The following is a 17,882-nucleotide window of genomic DNA, read 5'->3' on the forward strand; positions in this document are numbered from 1 at the left end:
TCCGTCCCATCTTCGGGTGGAGAGGTGGTGAGCCGGATGCGCTCGGGTCGAACGGTATTGGCGGTGGCGCTGCTCGGCGCAGCGCTGAGTGGCTGCGGTGGCACGACCATCGGGCCGGGCGGGGCGGACGAGCCCGGCCCGGCCGAGATCGTCGAGACGTGGACCTCCTGCGCCAAGGCGGCACCACAGGCCGGCGCGGTGTTGTCGGTGCCGCACACGCAGACGCCGACACCCGCCGCGCCCGAGCCGAGGATCGGGCGCATCGACCCCGCGTTCAGCCCGGTCGCCGCAGTGATCTGCGGGCGGCAGATCCGGCCGGGCCCCAACGGAGGCCGGGAGCAGGTCGCCACGGAGCGACGCGCCGAGGAGATCGCACCGCTGCTCGCCGCGCTGCGCCTGCCGAACCAACAGGCGCACGGCGAGAACCTCTGCACACTCGACATGCTCGTCCCGCCCTGGCTGGCCCTGCTCGATCACCGGGGGCGCTGGCTGCGCCCGTACCTGCCGACGACCTCCTGCGGCAAACCGCGCCCGGAGGTCATGGCCGCACTGGACGGGTCGCGGTGGACCACGGTGGACGCCCGTACCGTCGGGCAGGTCGAATCCCCGGCGGCCGAGGCCGCGGGATGCGCGCAACGGTGGGCGGACATGGTGTGGGTGGAAACCACGAACAGGCGCCCCGCGCCGCCCGGACCGGCCACGTCTCCGGCCGCCGGGCCGATGCGCCTCTGCGTCTACCAGGTGCCCGCGTCCGAGCAGGGCGGCGGCAAACCGGCGGGTGATTTCGTGTACGGCGGACCGCTCCCAGCCGAGCGGCAGGCGGGCGTGCTCCGTGCGTTGGCCAACCGCCGAGCGGTGGCCGACTGTGCCACCCCGGCCTCCCGCTTCGCGGTGTTGCGCCCACTGGACGGCGCAGGTTCCGACCGCTACGTCGAACTCGACGGCTGCCGACGTTTCCTGGTCGTCCCACCGACCGGCGGGGCTCAGCTCGGCCAGGGCGACGACGCTCTGGCCGCGCTGCTGGGACCCGTCTGAGCCGGCTGACCGGCTGCGCGCCTGACCCAACTCCCACAGGCGGAGTTCAAAATCACCTCGACGGCAGTGTGGCTCTGCGCTGCCTCGCCCTGGTGAGTGGATGTCGGCCTCGGTCCACACCGTGCTCAACGGGCCGCCATCCGCCCGTCATCTGGCTACCACTTAATGATCAACGACTGCAGGACAAATCGTGTCCCTTCGAGAGGAACCCTGCGCGTGATCCCAGTGGAAGACCCCAGACCGGCCGCACGTCTGGCGCGGCGGCGGTTCCTGACCGTCACCGGTGCCGCCACGGCGCTCGCCTTCGCCACCAACCTGCCCGGTGGGTCGAGCGCCGCAGCCGCCACCGACAAGCTCCACGACGACCCGTTCACCCTTGGCATCGCCTCCGGCGACCCGCTGCCTGAGGCAGTGGTGATCTGGACCCGGTTGGCGCCCCGACCGTACGAGCCGTTGGGCGGCATGCCGTACCACGCGGTCGAGGTGGAGTGGCAGGTAGCCACCGACGAGCGGTTCCGGCGGATCGTTCGCTCCGGACGCGCGACCGCGCGACCCGAGTACAGCTACAGCGTGCACGTCGACGTGCGCGGCCTACAGCCGAGCCGGCAGTACTGGTACCGCTTCAAGGTCGACCGGTACATCAGCCCGGTCGGTCGTACCCGGACCACCCCGGCACCCGGCCAGCGGGTCGACCACCTCACCTTCGCCGTCGCCTCCTGCCAGGCCTACACGGACGGCTACTTCACGGCCCACCAGCACATCGCCGCCGAGGACGTCGACGCGGTGGTGTTCCTCGGTGACTACATCTACGAGTACGGCATCTCCGCCTCCGGCGGGCTGCGCAATCTCGCCGAGCCGGTGCCGAGCCAGTTCCGCACCGAGGCCGACACGCTCGACCGTTACCGCCTCCAGTACGCGCTCTACAAGTCCGACCCCGACCTGCGCGCAGCGCACCAGGCGGCACCGTGGATTCCCACCTGGGACGACCACGAGGTGCAGGACAACTACGCGGGCCTGACCTCCAGGACCAACGCCCCGGTCGAGGACTTCCTGGTCCGCAGGGCCAGCGCCTACCGGGCCTACTGGGAGCACATGCCGCTGCGCTCACCGGCCCCGCAGGGACCCAACTACATGCTCTACCGCCGGTTCACCTTCGGGCGGCTGGCCGAGCTGAACGTGCTCGACACCCGCCAGTACCGCGCCGACCAGGCATCGGCCGACGGCTGGAAGGTCGACTCCGAGGAGCGGCGCGACCCAGCCCGTGCCCTCGCCGGAGCACAGCAGCAACGCTGGCTGCTGGACGGCGTACGCACCTCCCACGCGACCTGGAACCTGCTCGCCAACCAGGTGATCATGAGCCGGATGGACCAGGACCCGACGGCCGGCGACCTATACAACATGGACGCCTGGGACGGCTACGCCGCCGAGCAGAAGGTCACCCTCGACGGGCTCGCCATGCTGCGGGGACGCAACCCGGTCGTGCTCACCGGCGACGTGCACGCCGCGTACGCGCTGGACATGAAACGCGACTTCGCTGACCCGGCCTCGCAGACGTACGGCGTCGAGTTGGTGGGGACGTCGATCAGCAGCGGCGGCAACGGCACCGAGGTCTCCGCGAACGGGCAGAAGTTCATCGACAGCAACCCGCACCTGAAGCTCGTCAACGAGCGGCGCGGCTACCTCAGGGTCCGGCTCACCGAACGTGAGCTGCGGGCCGACTACCGGGCGGTGCCGTACGTCGACCGTAACGGCGCGCCCGTCCAGACCATCAGTTCGTTCACCGTCGAGGCCGGCAACCCCGGCCTGAACCCGGCATGAGAGGTAAAGCCATGACACGTACTCTCTGGCGCCGGCTCGCCAACCTGTCCCGTGGCCGAAAGGCCGCCGTCGCCGGTGCCGTCATCGCCCTGGTGGCGATCGGCGGCACGGCCCCCGCGGTCGCCGGCCGACCCGACCCGACCCGGCTGAGCCTCGCCTCCGACGTCAGCCTCGTCGAGGTCAACCCGATTCCCTGCGCGAACCAGGGTTTCCAGCTCCAGTTCGGCAACACCGGACGCGCGGACGTCTACGCCGACGCGTTCCTCGAGGTGAAGGCGCCGCTGACGCTGTCCAGGAACCTGGTCTCCAGCTACCTGCCCGCCGGCTACACACTCAAGGTGCCGATCACGGTCACCGCACCCCGGGGCACCGCCCCCGGCCGATACACGATCACCGTCCGGTCCGGTGAGCGTCGGCTGTCGGTGCCGGTGCAGGTCGCACCGGGACCTGTCGACACCACCGGCAACCTCGCCAGGTACGTGCCGGTCACGGCATCCTCGGAGAACCTGCCCACGTACCCGGCGTGCGGTGCGGTGGACGGCGACCGCGACTCGAACCACTGGGCGACCACGACCGGCTGGAACGACGCGAACAAGGGCGCCTTCCCCGACTGGCTCCAGGTGACGTTCGACCAGCCCGAGAAGATCGGCCGGGTCGAGGTCTACACGCTCGACTCCACCAAGTACCCGGCCGCGAAGTACGGCCTGCGCGACTGGGACGTCCAGGTGCGGGTCGGCGAGGACTGGCAGACCGTTGCCCAGGTGCGCGGCAACGTCGCCGGTCAGGTCAGCTCGACCTTCACACCGGTGACCGCGACCGCGTTCCGGATCGTCACGCTGACCAGCAACGAGACCGCCGGCTACTCGCGGGTGGTGGAACTCGAGGCGTACGCCTCCTGACGTCGTACGTCCTCAGAGAAAATCTATGGGCGAAGCGCTAGATTTCTTCTCCGTCTCCGGCTAACGTTCCTGGGGTCGAAAACGGAGCAAACAAAGACGCTGACGTGGCCGCCCCGCACGAGGGCGAAGGTTTGGCGGCAGAAACTTGCCGGAGTGGCAGCGGGTGGGGCCGAGGCTGGTTCAGGGCTGCACCCGAAGTTCGTCGTACGTGTTAGGGCCAGGAAGTCGCGTGGGGCTCGGACACCGACGGGCAGCACGAAGTACGGCAGAGGAAATCAGAGGCAAGGGAGGGCCTACACCGTTGGATCGCCCGCTGTCAGCCGCATTGGTGGGCTAGACGCGGACACCGCAGTTTCCATCGAACGAGAGGTGGTCTCCGGTCACGCATATGCGATCCTCGCACCCGATGCCGTCAATGACGGCCGGTGCGGACAAGAGAAGCCGACGTTCTGTCGGTAGATGGTGTTCCTGACCCACAACCCTTGGGCCCCGGTGCTTTCGAGCACCGGGGCCCTCGTGATGGAGGTTCGATGACCCAATCCGGCGACATGCTCGACGACGAGGACTACCCCGCCTACACGATGGGCCGCGCCGCCGAGATCCTCGGCTGCTCGCAGGACTTTCTGCGCCGGCTCGGCGACGCGAAGCTGATCGACCCGCAGCGCTCCGGTGGCGGGCACCGCCGCTACTCCCGCTATCAGCTACGCCTTGCCGCGCGAGCCCGGGAGATGTGCGACCAGGGCACCGACATGGCAGCGGCCTGCCGGATCATCATTCTTGAGGACCAACTCGCAGAGGCCCTCCGACGCAACGAGAGCTACCAACAGGGCTGAGTACACCCTCCGGGCCTCGCCGTGAAGCATTGGACAGCGGCCACCATGTCGATGCAGGGCGAGGCCTTCTCGTCGAGCAGTCGCCAGAGCGTCCACCCTGAGGCGCATCGTTAGCTGCCTTTATGCAAACGACCCCTTGCGGTAACAAGGGGTCGTTCCTGCCCGAGGCGGCGACCAGGCTGTCGAGCGTCGCTCCTCTATGCACGTTCAACGACGTGGAAGTTGCAGAAGCAACGGGTTCGGGCTGAAGGTCGGTTAAGGGCCGGCTTAGCCGAACTGTGATCAAAAAATCCGCTACGCATCCAGAGATGCCCTCGTTTTCACATTGAGATCCCGCCTGGGTCCTCACTGCGGCGGTAACCGCGGAGGGCTGCAGCAGGCGGGGTCTTCCTGTCCGAGGCAGATCAGCGCGTCATCTGGAGCAACCGTGTCCGATACTTCCACCACACCTCCCGGCGACGACGAGGGTCGTGCGGCCCTTCTCACCGTTCGCGACCTGGTAATTCTTGCGATATCGCTGGTTGTCGGCCTGCTGTCTGGTTGCGTCAGCTTCCTGACCGTAGCCGCCCAGGCTGGCGTTGCTGCGGGTGCTGCTGCGGGTGTCGTCGCCCTCGTGCTGACGGGGCTTGTGGTCGCAACCAGCCTGCACAGGCTGCTGAGGTAACGCCAAGGCAAGGTGGGCGGCCTCGAATGCCGTGTAGGTAGGGGCTACGACCACCGACCACCGTTGTTGCGGGCCGGCCTGGCCGCGTCGAGCAGGTTGGCCAGCCGGTACCGCAACACCCTCGTCTGTCTGAGCGACAGGACCAGGCAGGTCGCGGCGTTACCCTCCATGCTGGTCAGATTCACTACCGGCCCAGCGGCAGGGTGTAGGGCTTGCACCAAGCTCACGTCAACGACGTACGCCTCCGGCCTGTTGGTGTCTAGGTGGCTAGCTTGGGAGCGGTGCTGACCCCTGCGCTGGCAGTCGTCCCGGTCGCACCAGCGCGGGTGAGTCGGGTCGGCAAGGTTGCCAGTCAGGAAGACGTGCACGTAGCCGCAGGGGCGTCCGGACTGCACGAGGACCTTGGCCGGCGGCACCCTCATCGGAATCCGGTGCCGTCAGCCCAGCCCAGCCCAGCCAGGCGGCGACGAGCCCGCGCTACGCCCACGTTCTGCCAGAGGTCGAGCGGGCCGCCGTGGACGAGGCTGCGAAGCAGCTATGTGGCTGACTTGGCGGTACGAATGGCCTCCGGCAGAGGGCGGCGGCCTGCACCGGTCCTGGCATCGTAGTGCGATCAAGAAGCACTTACCCGCGTCACGGAGGGCCACGAGGAGACCTCATACTGCGTACGTGAACGCGATCGCGCAGGTATTTGCTGTACTGGCCGGACTCATCCACGTCTTCATCTTCGGAATGGAGTCGGTACTGTTTCGCCGACCCAAGGTCCACCAGCGGTTCCTGACACGAACTGCCGATGTGGACGCCGTACGGCTGTGGGCGTTCAACCAGGGTTGGTACAACCTGTTCCTCGCTGTCGGTGCCATTGGCGGAGTGGTCTCCGTCGATGCTGGCAATCAGGTCGTCGGCCGCACGCTGGTGCTGTTCAGCTGCGCATGCATGCTTGCCGCCGCCGGTGTACTGCTGCTGGCCGACCGCCGGATGGCGCGCGGCGCCCTGATCCAAGGCACCGCACCGCTGATTGCGCTGATCGCAGCGCTGGCGTAATTACGATCACCCAGCTGCCCGGTCACGGCCATCCACCTGCCGCCCAGCACGGATCCCTGCGCCACCGGGGCTCCGACCACCGCTGTAGCAGGGGTCCGGGAGACATTGAGGAAGTACCTGTGCGCCCGGCAGGATTCGAACCTGCGGCCCTGGGATTAGAAGTTGAATCCTGTACGGGTTAGCACGTCATCGTAAGTTGCTAGGGGTGTCTATCTGTCCAGGTAGACACCCCTTCGTATGTTGATCCATATCGGTTCGTGATGCCGGATCCGGAGGTGTCCGGGCTCACAATGGGCTCACCCTCAGCGATCAGCCTCTCTGGCACTTGACCTGGGAGGCCAGGCATGGGGGCCGAGGCACTGTCTGGTCTCAGGACGTCCGTGACAGATCGGTCTCGGGACATGGGTGACACGTCCGGCTAGACGATCTTGCGTCGCGCCTTGGTTACTGAGAGCGGGTGAAGTGTCGCGGGACGGTGGGTGAGTCAGTGGTTCCGCGGGAGTGGGAGACCCGCGCCGCGGAAAGCGCGGCGGACATGGCGTGCGTCTCGGTTGCAGTATCCCAATCGCGGTCGGCCGAAGCGGTCCAGCTCGACGGCGACGGCGATGCCCGCATCCGTTAGTAGGTGCGCCATGTGCTGAACGGCTTCAACATCATCGGTCCAGGTATAGGTGGTCCGCATTGCTGCCCACGTGCGCCGGTCTGCTGCGACCACGCTAGCCATCACGGCTGCGGCGCAGGCCGGCGTGGCGATCCACGTGCTGGCGCCGCTGATGGGTGCCACGACCAGACCGACCCCTGCCCCGGCAGCGCATAGACCGGCGACGGCGGCCCAACCACCAGCGTTGAATTGAGCAGTGCGGAAAGGTCCGCGGTGGTGAGCAAACCTCCGCCATGAGAGGTACGTCGAGGATCGGGAGCGCTGCATGAACCTATGTTGCCATCGGCGCGGTGGGGGTGAGGCCGGATCCGCTCACCCACGCTTGGCAGCCGGCGCGGCGGCCGTCGTACCGCAGCGCCGTGGAGCGAGTCACTGCAGGCCGGAGTGGTGATGCGGCATGAAGGATGCGGGGTTGCCCCTCCGACCTCAAGGGTGCTTCGCGTCGCGAAGCGACGGCCCTGCGGGCGGCCCTTGACCCCGGAGCCACTGCGACCCCTCGGGCCGGCGTTACCGGCAGGCGGGGGCCTGCACGTGATGCTCGCGCCGCATCCCCCAGCCTCGTCGCTCGGCCGCGAGCAGCCTTCTAAGAACCGATTGACGGTCCTTCGGTTGCAGAGCCATCACCAACGGGGTTCACAGAGGTTCCACCCCGTTGCAAGTTCAGATCGTCGGAAGCTTTGGAACGCTGGTGCAGTTTGAATACAGCTTCTATAGGTTCCGCGCTGATCTCGACGCGCCCTTTGAATATACGTACCGGCGTATAGACGACGGCGTAGGCAAATCTGAGGCTCCAGACGCAGTCGATAAAGCTCTCTGGCAGCTCTTTACGCTTAAATTGAAAAGCAGCGCTGTGCCCGGCTTTGATCGTGAATGGAAGAATGTCAACGGAGAGGCCGTGGGTCGCCTTCGGCCTGTAAACAAAGGGTCCCCAGGGCCGAACTTGATCCGTTTTCCATTGTACGGAAATGAGACCAATCTCCACATCGGCGCGGCCTCTGTTGAAAACTGCGATGGTCAACGGCCCTGCCGCCTCGGAGGCAGCCCGAATGTAAAGATGGGGTCCGTTGCGACGCCAGCTGTACCACTGCCAGCCAAGGCCGACTAGGGCAACCAGAAGACTAAGGAGCGCCGTTCCGCGTGCCACCCAGTCTGGATCGCCGTTGCTCATGATGACCCCTAGCTATGTCGAAACCTGCCGCGTACCAAGCCTAAAAGCGTTGATGGATTCAGAAGTGAGGGATCTGTGCGGCCTGTTGCGCAGAAGCGAGGAGCCGATAGGCTATCACCGTGCTCATCATGTACTCGTGGATTGGCCGCATATGGGCAAAAACAGAAATGTCCACGTCGCGAAAATTTGCGACGTCCTGCGCCATCTGCCTGTATTGCTCACTTCTTCTCACGAAACGATCCGCTCCAGCATTCAGCGTTCACCAGCCTGGTCAATCTCCGGTAATCAGCCCGCTGATCACATTGATAGCCAAATCTCGACCCCCGGCCGCCAGGTAATCTCGGACCCTGGCAAGGCGGCCTGCCTTTTCAGGGTCGTTTTCTCGCTCTGCTATGGCACTAAGCGTCTTAATTAGCTCTTCCAGTTTGTCCTCAGCCCTCGGCCATGCCTGGATCGTCCGTTGCGCGTGCCCTGTCGGCTCGAACACATGCGAGACGCCGCCGCCGAACATCTTTTCCATCCTGCTAAAGAACGGTGGCTGCTCGGTGTCGAGACGGCGGAGCGAGGCCATCACGGTCTCCTGGTCGAAACCTGTGCGCGTGATGATGGCCCCGACCGCCGCGCTGCCTCGGCCCTCGTTGCAGATCTCGACGGCGGCCCGCAGTACCGGAAAGTCGGTCGCGTCCCAGAGATTCTCAGTCATGGCGATCACGTTAAGCGATGGATGCGACAGGGTGCCGGCACGCGCCGCCCGTCAGGCCGATTGATCGTCTTGTGCGGCGAAATAGCCTTTTAGCATTTCGGTGCTCCACCTAGCTTGTTGCACCGAGCCTCGTGGCCCGAACTCTGAGAACCACGGCTTGATGTCCAGGACCGGAGTGCCGTCCACCGCGTCCAGGTCCTCGACATGCAGGTCCAGCCCGTCGACATTGATCAGCCGGCACCGACTTACGCCCAGCCAGTTGATCCGACGCATGTTGCGATGGCCAAAGATGCCGACTTCCGGCCACTCGGGGTTGTCTCTGGGGCGACGTGCACCGAGGTTCAGGTCAGTGGGATCGGTGAGATGGAAGCGAAACACGACCTCAAGATGGGAGAACTCCTCAAGTCCTTTGGTGGCTTCTGGCGTGAAGCGTTCTTCATCGACTCGAATGACAGCTCTGGTTCCGCCCCAGTAGTCGTCTGTTGGCTCGGTTCTTCCCCCTACGACGCGAGCAATGGACTCCACGGTGAATTCTTCGGCTGCCATTCGGCCCTCCCGGTCTGTGTGACTTCTTCTAGGCAGAAGTAGAGAGGTAGCTCTTGGCGCGTGCATCGATCTCCTGGACCCCTCGGATCCTGCGGTTTTGGTAGGGGGAGAGGATGGCGCGCATCTCGGCGGCTACCTGACGCGTACGGCCCGAGCGAACGCCGTCCATCGCGTCGAGGGCGCGGGACCACGTCGCGCAGGCTTCCTCAATCTCACCCTGCCGGGCTTGCACTGCCCCGAGGTAACCAAGCGTGACGGCGTGGGTTCGGGTGAAGGCTGCCGCTTTGCGTGTCCTGACACTGCGGCGGAAATGACTTGTCGCACCCGCCAGGTCGCCGGTGTCACGCAACGCGCATGCCGTCTCGTGGGCGAGGCTGGCCTCAGCGAAGAAGAAGACTCGTCCGGGCTCGTCGTCCCCGTGGGTGGCGGCGGCGAGGTCGTCCTCTGCTCGTATCAGTGCGCGGGCCGAATCTTGGGTCTCGCCATTCACTGCTAGAGCGCGAGCATGGACCACTCCGATGAGCGCGCGTTCCCGTGGAGCTGCCGTCTCGTAGCGGTCGCCGTGTACCGAGGCATTGGCGAGATCGAGAGCGTGCTTATGGTGCCCGAGGTCGATCGCCTGGTGTGCCATTGCGCGTAGGACGTGTCCCGCCATTGCCGGGTTGGCGGCTTCGGCAGCTAACTTGACTGCGATGTTGAAATAGTGCTGCGCGACGTTGTGTTCGTCATTGTCAAACGCCATCCATCCCGCAAGGTAGGAAAGCTCGCTGGCCGCGGTGAACATGTCGCGTCGCAGCTTTTCGTCTGTGTAGCGCCCGCGTAGGTAAGCCGCCACGTCGGAGCTGAGATATTGGACCACTGCTGACCGGGCGTGCCCGCCGCCTCGGCGCTGGTCGACGCGCGAGAACAGCGACACCATGTCGTGTACCGCGTCAACGTCGCCTCTGCCTACTGTCCTGCCGGCGGGCGTGCCGCGCGCTTGGCCTAGCTTGGCCATGCGCGTCCACCAGGGGTCGGCTGGCAGGGCAAGCGCAGCGAGCGAGTAGGCGGCAGTGCCCAGAACACGCCTGCGCTCAGCGTCCACGTCGACTCTCCCGAGTTCGGTCAGCGCGGCCAGCGTATCGACTCGCCACCCAAGCATGTCCGCTGAGGACAGCAGTGGAGTCGGTAGACCGATGTCCTCCAAGGTCAGCACGCGTCCGAGCTTGCGTGACAACGCTTCGCAGAGCAGCACGGGTGCTCGTCCAGAGGGCTTCGAGCCGGCGATCCAGTGCGAGACGTGGGAGCGGCCGACCCCGGTCAACTCGTCCGCGTTGCTCTCTTGAGCGACGCGGACCAGTGCTCGTGCCACCTCGGCATGGGACATCCCAGCTTCCGCGATCACGGCTGCGAGCTTGGCGTTGCCGGGTCCCGCTTGCGGCACTGTGTACCCCCGCATAGAAGTCGATCTTTCACCACGTTCACCGCTTCGACGTGCGTCACAGAGTACCGAACGGCGGTGGTTTGCGATTCGCTGTAGGTACGCAAGACGACGACGAATCGGCAAATTGATTAGCCCTGCGTCGCGTCGGTCTTGTGTGGCTGAAATCTGGACGGAATCCCCATTGCTGCGAGCGGTGTGCGCCCGTAGTGGTGGGTGACGGGCAGGGTGCGCCGCGTGGACGAGAGGTTGTTACTCATGCGGCGTCGCACTGCCCCCTCGGGAGGTGAAATCGCGTGACTACTTACTCCGGCGGCGGGCAGATCGACAGGGCACAAATGGTTTTGGATCGGCACACGGTTTTGAGCGCCAACGGTTGTTGCGCCGGCTGCGGAAAGTCGGGGTCATGCCCGCAACGCGAAGACGCCGTTCGAGTATTCCGCCGCTCACTGCGTCTACCCAGGCGGAACCCGGGAGCGACACGCCCTGAGCTGATCAACGCGCGTCGGGTCGGCGGCCCTGCACTCTTCGGCGCATCGTCTCGTGCCGTCGGGGCGCCGTGAACACCCCACCCTGCGGAAGCAGTGACAGCGGACGTGGATGACGACGGCGCGGATCTGATCCGACCAAGGCACCGTCCGCACCGGTCCGTCCGCTTTCCTGGCGGCCGCCCGTGTGCGTGTCCCTCGTGCCGCGCAGCGCGCAAGCGAGAGCGGAAGCAACAGGCGTTTGGTGCTGCGCCGCCGGCTACTGGCTATCTCCCGTTTCCCGGCGGTGGCGTGCCACCGTCTCCGGCCTCGCCCTACAGGCCGACGCATATCGATTGGACCCGCGCGGCCGAGGCAGTGACCCGAGGACACCTCGACCGCGCGCAAGGAATCGCACCCGTCGGAAGGAGCAGGCCCCCTCGCACGTCAGCTCACGGCACGGAACCCGTCAGTTCTCACATCAAAGGAGACACGGCACCATGACCGACACGATCACTGGTAACCCGACCATCGAGGCTTACACCGGCCCCATCGACCTGTCCCGCCCGCACTTCGTGGGCGTCGGTGGGTCCGCGATGTCCGGCCTGGCCCGGCTGCTGGCCGAACTGGGCCACCATGTCAGCGGCAGCGACCTGAACGACTCCGCCACACTCGCGGCCCTCGGCATCGCGGGCGTGCGGGTGCACGCGGGGCACGAAGCCTCCCACGTGCAGGGTGCAAGCTGCGTCGTCTACACCACCGTTGCCCAGAACGCGCCGGAGATCGAGGCGGCCCGCGCCGCTGGTATCCCGCTGGTGCACCGGGCGCAGGTCCTTGACGCGCTCAGCGCCAACCGGCGGCTCATCGCGGTGTCCGGCTCGCACGGCAAGTCCACCACGACCGGCATCCTGGCCCACATCCTGCGGACCCTCGGGGAGGACCCGACCTACCTGATCGGGGCAGACCTGACCGGGCCGGGCTCTGGCGCCCGTCTCGGCGGGTCCCGGCTGCTTGTCGCCGAGGCGGACGAGTCGGACCGGTCGTTTCACTTCCTCACCCCGTCGATGGCCATCATCACCAACGTCACCGACGACCACCCGGAAAACTTCGTCAACCACGCCGCGGTGATGCGCGCCTACGTCGAGTTCGGCTCCCGGATCGCTCATCACGGGTTCCTGATCGCGAACGCCGACTGCGTGGGCGCGAACGTGGCCGCCGAGGTCATCGCTGACGAGCGACCTGACCTGACGGTGCTGCGCTACGGCCGGACCCGTACGGCCGATATCTGCCTGCTCGACGTGCACGCCGAGGGGTGGAGCGTCTCGGCGACCGTCCGGATGCCGAACGGGATGACGGTGCGGCTGACTCTGCCGACCCCGGCGGCGCACCACCTGGAGAACGCGGTTGCGGCCGTGACGTGCGCGGTGGCCCTGGGCCTGGACCCCACCGACGTAGCGGGCGCGGCATGCACCTTCTCGGGGGTTCGCCGTCGCTTCGAGCACGTCGACACTCGGGCCGGCGTGACGGTGGTCGACTCGTACGCCGACCACCCGAAGGAGATCGCGGCCGACCTGGAAGCCGCGCGAACCTTGGCTCGCGGCCGGGTCATCGTGGTTTTCCAGCCGTCCGGACACGCCCGGGTGCTGGCCTTCAGTTCGCGGATCGGCCGGCTCCTGGCGGACAAGGCTGACTACGTCCTGCTGCTCGACGTACACGGCACCGTGCTTCAGGGACGACCGGCGGCCGACGCAACAGTCATCGTGACTCACTTGCGTGACGGTCAATACTGCCTGCCGCTTGGCGCGGATCATGTGGCCCGGATCGTCGGGGGGATGGCTGGTCGCGGTGACGTGGTGCTGACGATGGGCACCGGTGATGTGACCGGCTACGGTGCGACGATCCTGGACGCCCTGAGCCAGCGTTCCGAGGTCGCGGTGTCCGCGTGATCCCTACGCCTGGGCGGTGACAGCGCCGGGTTCCTCGATCAGCTTGTCCGCGAGCGCGAGGAGCCCGGCGCTGTTCGATGCCTTCACCAACACGACATCGCCCGGCCGTAGGCCGTCGCTGAGCAGGTCCCACGCCTCGGCCACGTTGGCTGCGCGGTCCACCGCGATGCCGTTGCCGGCGGCCCCGTTCGCGTACTGGTCGGCGTTTGTACCGCCGATTGCCACCAGCCATCCGGCCCCGATGTCGGCTACCTGCTGTCCGATCTCGCGGTGCACCTCTGTGGCGTGCTCGCCCAACTCGTGCATCTCGCCCAACACCGCGACCGCCCGCTGACCGTCGCCGGTCATCGAGTGCAGGGCGCGTAGTGCGGCGCGCATGGCGTCGGGCGCGGCGTTGTAGGCGTCATTGATGACCGTCACCCCGTCCGCGCGAGTGGTGACCTGCATCCGCCCCGGCGATACCGCTTCGGCTTGCGACACGGCCTCGGCTACTGCCTCGATCGGGTGGCCCAGCCCGAGAGCGACGGTCGCGGCGGCGAGCGCGTTGGACGCCTGGTGCAACCCGTACAGCCGCAACCGCACCTCGGCCGCCTGGCCGTCATGCATGAGCCGGAAGCCAGCCCGGCCCAACTCGTCCAACGTCACGTTCTCGGCCCGCACGTCCGCCGGGCTCTCGATGCCGTAGGTGAGCACACAGGCGCGGGTGCGGCTCGCCATCGCGGCCACCAACTCATCGTCGGCGTTGAGCACCGCCAGCCCGCCGTCGTGTGCGGCGGGCAGCGCTTCCACGATCTCGCCCTTGGCCTGGGCGATGTTTGCCACCGATCCGAACTCGCCTAGGTGCGCGTGCCCGACGCGGGTAACGACGCTGACGGTGAGCGGGGCGATCCCAGTCAAGTAGGCCACGTGCCCGATCCCGCGTGCGCCCATCTCCAAGACGAGATAGCGGGTGTTGGCAGTGGCGCGGGTGACCGTGTACGGCAACCCAAGCTCATTGTTGTTGGACGCCCGGGTAGCAACCGTCTCGCCCCAGCCGGAAAGCACCTGAGCAAGGATGTCCTTGGTTGAGGTCTTGCCTACCGAGCCGGTCACACCGATCACCGTGGTCTGCGGGAGCCGGTCCACGACCACGCGGGCGATGCGTCCGTAGGCGGTGGGTACGTCCTCGACGACGACCGCCGGAACGCTGACCGGCCGCGACGCGAGCACCGCCGCCGCGCCGGCCCGCACGGCCTGGGCGGCGTAGTCGTGTCCGTCGACGCGCTTTCCGGGCAGCGCCACGAACATCCCGCCGGGCTCGACGCGCCGGCTGTCGAACACCACCGGGGCGGTGATTGTCACCGTGTCGGGAGCGTCGTGGACGGCTCCGCCGATCGCGGCGGTGATCTCTTGCAGAGTCATCGGAAGCACGAAATGAACTTACCTTGCTGGGTTCTTGTCGCGCCTGATCCATTGGTCGCTGTTGTTTGACAGGCAGACAGCGCCGGACGGTCTCACGGGTCCCGTCGGGTGGCGATGAAGGGTGGCGTTCGTCAAGAGCGGCGGTCTGGCATGGTGGCGACGAGGGAGTGACGCGAATGGGTGAACTCACGCGGGATGAGCTGCTGGCGCTCCTGCAAATCGTGGCGAAACTTCAGGGTGAGGTGGTGCTCGGCCTGCTGGGGGAGAAGACCATGCGTCATCTCGCCGCCGCCTTCGACGGCTTCGAGGATCTGTCACAGGTGGAGCCGGACGCCGCGCGAGTGATTCAGGGCCTTGAACGGCTCGGCCCCCGCCTACGGCTAGCTCTGGGCGAGACGGTGCAACCAGACCAGGCCCGGCCGCTGTCGTGACCGAGCCTCGCGTTGCGCTGGGGTGCGTGTTACCGCTGGCGGAGCCGTCCGCCGCCGTTAGTCAAAGACCTGCGTACGTCGTCGAAGTGGCTGGCATCGGTGTGATGGCTCGTCATAGCACATTGAGCTTCAAACCGTTACCCCGACCGGCAACCTCCGTCAGTGACATCCGACGCGAACCTGAACTTCGGTGGGCATCTTTGCGCCCGTGATTACTAAAATCAAGATCTTGTCTCTACGCAGCCCCGGTGCCAGGCTGCATATCAGCCGATACAAATTCGAAAGGGCTGATTCATGAGACAGGGGATCTGGAAATTGGCAACCGTTTTCCGTGCGACTCTCGCTTTGTCTGCTGCCGTCACCGCAATGACGGTATCGCTGCAAACGGCAGTCGTGAGTGCGGCAGAGGCCGCTACGCCGACGGTACCGACTGTAGCCTTTCTGAGCCTCGACGACTACGCCTCCATGTTCGGTCGCGAGGCAGCCGCCGAAATCCAGCCCACAACTGGTCCAGAGGTGTTTCGTACCACCTCTGGGAAGCTTATCTCGACCGACAGCGGTAAGGCTCTCGCGCCTCAGCGTGACCCTGGAGGTTCGACGCCTTGGTATCAGGCGCTGTGGGCGGACACGGATAAGCGAGGAACTTATGTTCCCACTCGATTCGGTGATGCGAATATCGGCTACTCGCACTACGCCTCACGTCACAACCTAATCACTAGCGCGCCTTTCCGTGTAATCCGTAACACGTCAAAGCCTATTGTCGATCAGGGCGCTCACATCGAGTACCAAGCATTGTTGACGGACTTGTCTAATGGATCGATAAAGATTAAGGTCCGCATGGTCACGCAGGCGGCCAACAGGACGGACGACGGTAGGTACGTGTCGCCGGATGGCCGAAACATCGGAACGATTACCGCCTACTGTGAGGGCGTCACCAAGTGTCCCGCCTGGGTCAACCAGATTACCTGAGACGCACCCGGTAATCTCGGTAGGATAGGCGACCTCGACAAACGCGGAGGGGCAATGAACCTGGCGGACTTCACCTTCGGGCGGTTACTTCGGCATGCCGCTCCCCTGGTGATGGCTCCGCCAGGCTCATTGCCACCAGGAGGGCCGCAGCTACGCGGATTGGTCCGCTCAGGGGATGAACAGGCTCGGATGTTCTATTGCCACGATGCGGCAATGACTAGCGGGACCGGCTTCGAATTCGAGCTCTTGAGCAATGGCGGTGAGCTCAATGTCGATGCCGCTGTGGAGTGGATAAGAGTGGTTGCGTCGTCTATCGATTCACTGCAATCGACGGATGGCATGCCGATGCTCCGCGACAGTCACAATAATGTAATTATAGCGGCCACGGATGCTGGATTCGAACCAAAGCGGCTCGAATGGTATGACCAGAATCTGTTCGGGATGCTTAGCATTCTCATCCACGGAGGCGGGTTCCCGTGGTTCGAAGATGTCTATTCTTTTGCGGGCTTCATGCTGAGCGGCAATGGCCGGTGCCGCATCTACATCAAGGTGGCAGCCACTGGCGAAGCCTACGGTCTTGACGTTTCACTCGTGGACAAGTCAGGCGGCGTAAGCGCAGGAAGCGGCGGGACCCTTCCACAAGAGTTGGCGTCAATCATTCGCACGGGCACCCTCCTGGTCCAGCCGAAGGTTCACGCGAATGACGACTACGCTCCGGTTGTCTTCGACATGACGAAGTGGGTCGGCTGACCAGAACACTTTTGACTCACACCGGGCTCCAATTCGCCGTAAGGCAACGCAGCGGCCCGGCACGGTGACTGACGACGGGGCGACGGCTGACCGCTGCTCGGGCACCGTTACGGTCGTCGCGCCGTCACCATCTCCCGAGCGGGCGGGGCAAGTGCCGCCTCCTGCTCAGCTCGCTCCGCTCGGCCAACTGGTGGGAGCGGCGGGCGGATAAGAAGCCTCTGTGAGTGAGTGCCCGCCGTTCCGTCGTCCGTGACTGTATCGAAGCCCCTCGTCGTGCGGCTGGTTGTTGCGGCTGCTCAAACGGTTGGGTGAGTGAGGATCTTGCTTGTCCGGTGTCCGCTACTGTCGCTAGCGCTACTGGTGGTATGCCAAGCTGTGGTTTATGTACCGCAATTCGCGCGTCCGTCGCCGGAGCTTGCTGGCGCGGTTGGCGGTGCATCAGCGGATGCGTTCGACTCGAGGGCTGTTGCCGAAGCCACGGACGCGGGCGGAGTGGGCGTCGTGGGCGGATGACCAGTACGACGCGGTGGCCGATGAGGTCTATGAGCAGGTGTGGCAGGCGCAGGCGGCCGGGGAGGACACGGCGATGGTGATGCTGCCGGTGGATGATCCGAGGTTCCCGGCGGCGGTGCCGGTGGTGGAGCCGGAGGGTTTGTCGGAGGCGGCGTGGGCGCGGCGGGCGTTGGCGGATCGGTTGTTTGACGGCCTGGTCGATCCGGAGCCGGGTGTGTGGTACGGCAACGAGAACGTGGTGTTGTCGGCGGCGTGGCCGTCGAGCGTGGATGAGGCGCCGGGGGCGCGGGAGGCGTTCACCGAGGCGGCCGGGGTGGTGGAGCGAGACGGCCGGGCGGCGGTGCGGGTGGGGTCCGGCCGCGGTGGTGTAGTGCTGCGGGTGCACGGGCCGGCCTGGTCGCTGGTGTTCCGGGTGTCTCCGGTGGTGCGGCCGATCCTGGTGTGCGTGGATGGGCTGCCGGATCACTGCTTCTGGATTCAGGAGACAGCGCAGGAACGTGACCTGGTGCGCGGGTCGGTGAGCCGGGTGGTGGAGGAAGCGTCGCGCTACGGGTGGGGCGGGGACAAGGACGCGGAGCCGGCGGCGTCGGTGTAGTGCGTCCGGCCGCCCGTGG

The 17,882-nt window shown here is 66.0% G+C and carries 17 protein-coding genes; 11 read left to right on the forward strand and 6 right to left on the reverse strand.

The features are described from left to right. Window positions 1-36: 36 nt before the first annotated feature. The 5 genes from ACLQ28_RS03160 (at window position 37) to ACLQ28_RS03180 (ending at window position 5,249) form a co-directional block, all read left to right on the forward strand. Window positions 37-1,035, forward strand: coding sequence for a hypothetical protein (locus tag ACLQ28_RS03160; RefSeq protein WP_425684652.1), 999 nt, complete (start codon window positions 37-39; stop codon window positions 1,033-1,035). Between the two features lie 216 nt (window positions 1,036-1,251). After that, window positions 1,252-2,853: an alkaline phosphatase D family protein gene (locus tag ACLQ28_RS03165; protein WP_425684653.1), complete on the forward strand. Its 1,602-nt coding sequence runs from the start codon at window positions 1,252-1,254 to the stop codon at window positions 2,851-2,853. A gap of 11 nt (window positions 2,854-2,864) precedes the next feature. Beyond that, on the forward strand, window positions 2,865-3,752 hold the full coding sequence (locus ACLQ28_RS03170; protein ID WP_425684654.1) for a discoidin domain-containing protein: 888 nt from the start codon (window positions 2,865-2,867) through the stop codon (window positions 3,750-3,752). 530 nt (window positions 3,753-4,282) lie between these two features. Beyond that, complete coding sequence (locus tag ACLQ28_RS03175) at window positions 4,283-4,585, forward strand: MerR family transcriptional regulator (protein ID WP_425684655.1); 303 nt, start codon at window positions 4,283-4,285, stop codon at window positions 4,583-4,585. A 427-nt stretch (window positions 4,586-5,012) separates the two neighbouring features. Continuing rightward, entirely contained in the window at window positions 5,013-5,249 is a 237-nt protein-coding gene (locus ACLQ28_RS03180; RefSeq protein WP_425684656.1) for a hypothetical protein, read from the forward strand. Between the two features lie 44 nt (window positions 5,250-5,293). Here the strand turns inward: ACLQ28_RS03180 and ACLQ28_RS03185 are convergent, their stop codons facing one another. Further along, window positions 5,294-5,671 (reverse strand): hypothetical protein, encoded by a 378-nt coding sequence (locus ACLQ28_RS03185; RefSeq protein ID WP_425684657.1) that lies wholly within the window; start codon window positions 5,669-5,671, stop codon window positions 5,294-5,296. A 247-nt stretch (window positions 5,672-5,918) separates the two neighbouring features. Between ACLQ28_RS03185 and ACLQ28_RS03190 the strand changes: the two genes are divergently transcribed. Next, on the forward strand, window positions 5,919-6,293 hold the full coding sequence (locus tag ACLQ28_RS03190; RefSeq protein WP_425684658.1) for a DUF1304 domain-containing protein: 375 nt from the start codon (window positions 5,919-5,921) through the stop codon (window positions 6,291-6,293). A 1,244-nt stretch (window positions 6,294-7,537) separates the two neighbouring features. Here the strand turns inward: ACLQ28_RS03190 and ACLQ28_RS03195 are convergent. The 4 genes from ACLQ28_RS03195 to ACLQ28_RS03210 form a co-directional block, all read right to left on the reverse strand. Next, window positions 7,538-8,122, reverse strand: a complete 585-nt coding sequence (locus tag ACLQ28_RS03195; protein WP_425684659.1) for a hypothetical protein — start codon at window positions 8,120-8,122, stop codon at window positions 7,538-7,540. Window positions 8,123-8,393: 271 nt separating this feature from the next. Then, on the reverse strand, window positions 8,394-8,825 hold the full coding sequence (locus tag ACLQ28_RS03200) for a hypothetical protein (RefSeq protein ID WP_425684660.1): 432 nt from the start codon (window positions 8,823-8,825) through the stop codon (window positions 8,394-8,396). Window positions 8,826-8,876: 51 nt separating this feature from the next. Then, window positions 8,877-9,371, reverse strand: a complete 495-nt coding sequence (locus tag ACLQ28_RS03205; RefSeq protein WP_425684661.1) for an SAM-dependent methyltransferase — start codon at window positions 9,369-9,371, stop codon at window positions 8,877-8,879. 28 nt (window positions 9,372-9,399) lie between these two features. Then, window positions 9,400-10,755, reverse strand: coding sequence for a Tat pathway signal protein (locus tag ACLQ28_RS03210; protein ID WP_425684662.1), 1,356 nt, complete (start codon window positions 10,753-10,755; stop codon window positions 9,400-9,402). Window positions 10,756-11,758: 1,003 nt separating this feature from the next. On the opposite strand from ACLQ28_RS03210, the gene murC reads away from it, so the two are divergent. Further along, on the forward strand, window positions 11,759-13,204 hold the full coding sequence (murC, locus tag ACLQ28_RS03215) for a UDP-N-acetylmuramate--L-alanine ligase (protein ID WP_425684663.1): 1,446 nt from the start codon (window positions 11,759-11,761) through the stop codon (window positions 13,202-13,204). Between the two features lie 3 nt (window positions 13,205-13,207). On the opposite strand, the gene ACLQ28_RS03220 is transcribed toward murC, so the two are convergent. Next, window positions 13,208-14,605 carry a UDP-N-acetylmuramoyl-tripeptide--D-alanyl-D-alanine ligase gene (locus ACLQ28_RS03220; protein ID WP_425684664.1) on the reverse strand — a complete coding sequence of 466 codons (1,398 nt, stop codon included), beginning with the start codon at window positions 14,603-14,605 and terminating at the stop codon, window positions 13,208-13,210. Window positions 14,606-14,781: 176 nt separating this feature from the next. On the opposite strand from ACLQ28_RS03220, the gene ACLQ28_RS03225 reads away from it, so the two are divergent. The 4 genes from ACLQ28_RS03225 to ACLQ28_RS03240 all read left to right on the forward strand — a co-directional run bounded on the left by ACLQ28_RS03225 (window position 14,782) and on the right by ACLQ28_RS03240 (window position 17,863). After that, window positions 14,782-15,036 (forward strand): hypothetical protein, encoded by a 255-nt coding sequence (locus ACLQ28_RS03225; protein WP_425684665.1) that lies wholly within the window; start codon window positions 14,782-14,784, stop codon window positions 15,034-15,036. Window positions 15,037-15,330: 294 nt separating this feature from the next. Further along, window positions 15,331-16,005, forward strand: a complete 675-nt coding sequence (locus ACLQ28_RS03230; RefSeq protein ID WP_425684666.1) for a hypothetical protein — start codon at window positions 15,331-15,333, stop codon at window positions 16,003-16,005. A 54-nt stretch (window positions 16,006-16,059) separates the two neighbouring features. After that, window positions 16,060-16,755: a hypothetical protein gene (locus ACLQ28_RS03235; RefSeq protein WP_425684667.1), complete on the forward strand. Its 696-nt coding sequence runs from the start codon at window positions 16,060-16,062 to the stop codon at window positions 16,753-16,755. A gap of 445 nt (window positions 16,756-17,200) precedes the next feature. After that, window positions 17,201-17,863 carry a hypothetical protein gene (locus tag ACLQ28_RS03240; protein ID WP_425684668.1) on the forward strand — a complete coding sequence of 221 codons (663 nt, stop codon included), beginning with the start codon at window positions 17,201-17,203 and terminating at the stop codon, window positions 17,861-17,863. Window positions 17,864-17,882 lie beyond the last annotated feature (19 nt).

It is taken from the genome of Micromonospora sp. DT201 (assembly GCF_049841575.1).
GTDB lineage: Bacteria > Actinomycetota > Actinomycetes > Mycobacteriales > Micromonosporaceae > Micromonospora.

What these genes read in the sequence shown, in the direction of transcription:
- ACLQ28_RS03160 (WP_425684652.1), top strand. Translation starts at nt 37, where the DNA reads ATGCGCTCGGGTCGAACGGTATTGGCGGTGGCGCTGCTCGGCGCAGCG.
- ACLQ28_RS03170 (WP_425684654.1), top strand. Translation starts at nt 2,865, where the DNA reads ATGACACGTACTCTCTGGCGCCGGCTCGCCAACCTGTCCCGTGGCCGA.
- ACLQ28_RS03175 (WP_425684655.1), top strand. Translation starts at nt 4,283, where the DNA reads ATGACCCAATCCGGCGACATGCTCGACGACGAGGACTACCCCGCCTAC.
- ACLQ28_RS03185 (WP_425684657.1), bottom strand. Translation starts at nt 5,671, where the DNA reads ATGAGGGTGCCGCCGGCCAAGGTCCTCGTGCAGTCCGGACGCCCCTGC.
- ACLQ28_RS03195 (WP_425684659.1), bottom strand. Translation starts at nt 8,122, where the DNA reads ATGAGCAACGGCGATCCAGACTGGGTGGCACGCGGAACGGCGCTCCTT.
- ACLQ28_RS03200 (WP_425684660.1), bottom strand. Translation starts at nt 8,825, where the DNA reads ATGACTGAGAATCTCTGGGACGCGACCGACTTTCCGGTACTGCGGGCC.
- ACLQ28_RS03205 (WP_425684661.1), bottom strand. Translation starts at nt 9,371, where the DNA reads ATGGCAGCCGAAGAATTCACCGTGGAGTCCATTGCTCGCGTCGTAGGG.
- murC (WP_425684663.1), top strand. Translation starts at nt 11,759, where the DNA reads ATGACCGACACGATCACTGGTAACCCGACCATCGAGGCTTACACCGGC.
- ACLQ28_RS03220 (WP_425684664.1), bottom strand. Translation starts at nt 14,605, where the DNA reads ATGACTCTGCAAGAGATCACCGCCGCGATCGGCGGAGCCGTCCACGAC.
- ACLQ28_RS03225 (WP_425684665.1), top strand. Translation starts at nt 14,782, where the DNA reads ATGGGTGAACTCACGCGGGATGAGCTGCTGGCGCTCCTGCAAATCGTG.
- ACLQ28_RS03230 (WP_425684666.1), top strand. Translation starts at nt 15,331, where the DNA reads ATGAGACAGGGGATCTGGAAATTGGCAACCGTTTTCCGTGCGACTCTC.
- ACLQ28_RS03235 (WP_425684667.1), top strand. Translation starts at nt 16,060, where the DNA reads ATGAACCTGGCGGACTTCACCTTCGGGCGGTTACTTCGGCATGCCGCT.
- ACLQ28_RS03240 (WP_425684668.1), top strand. Translation starts at nt 17,201, where the DNA reads ATGCGTTCGACTCGAGGGCTGTTGCCGAAGCCACGGACGCGGGCGGAG.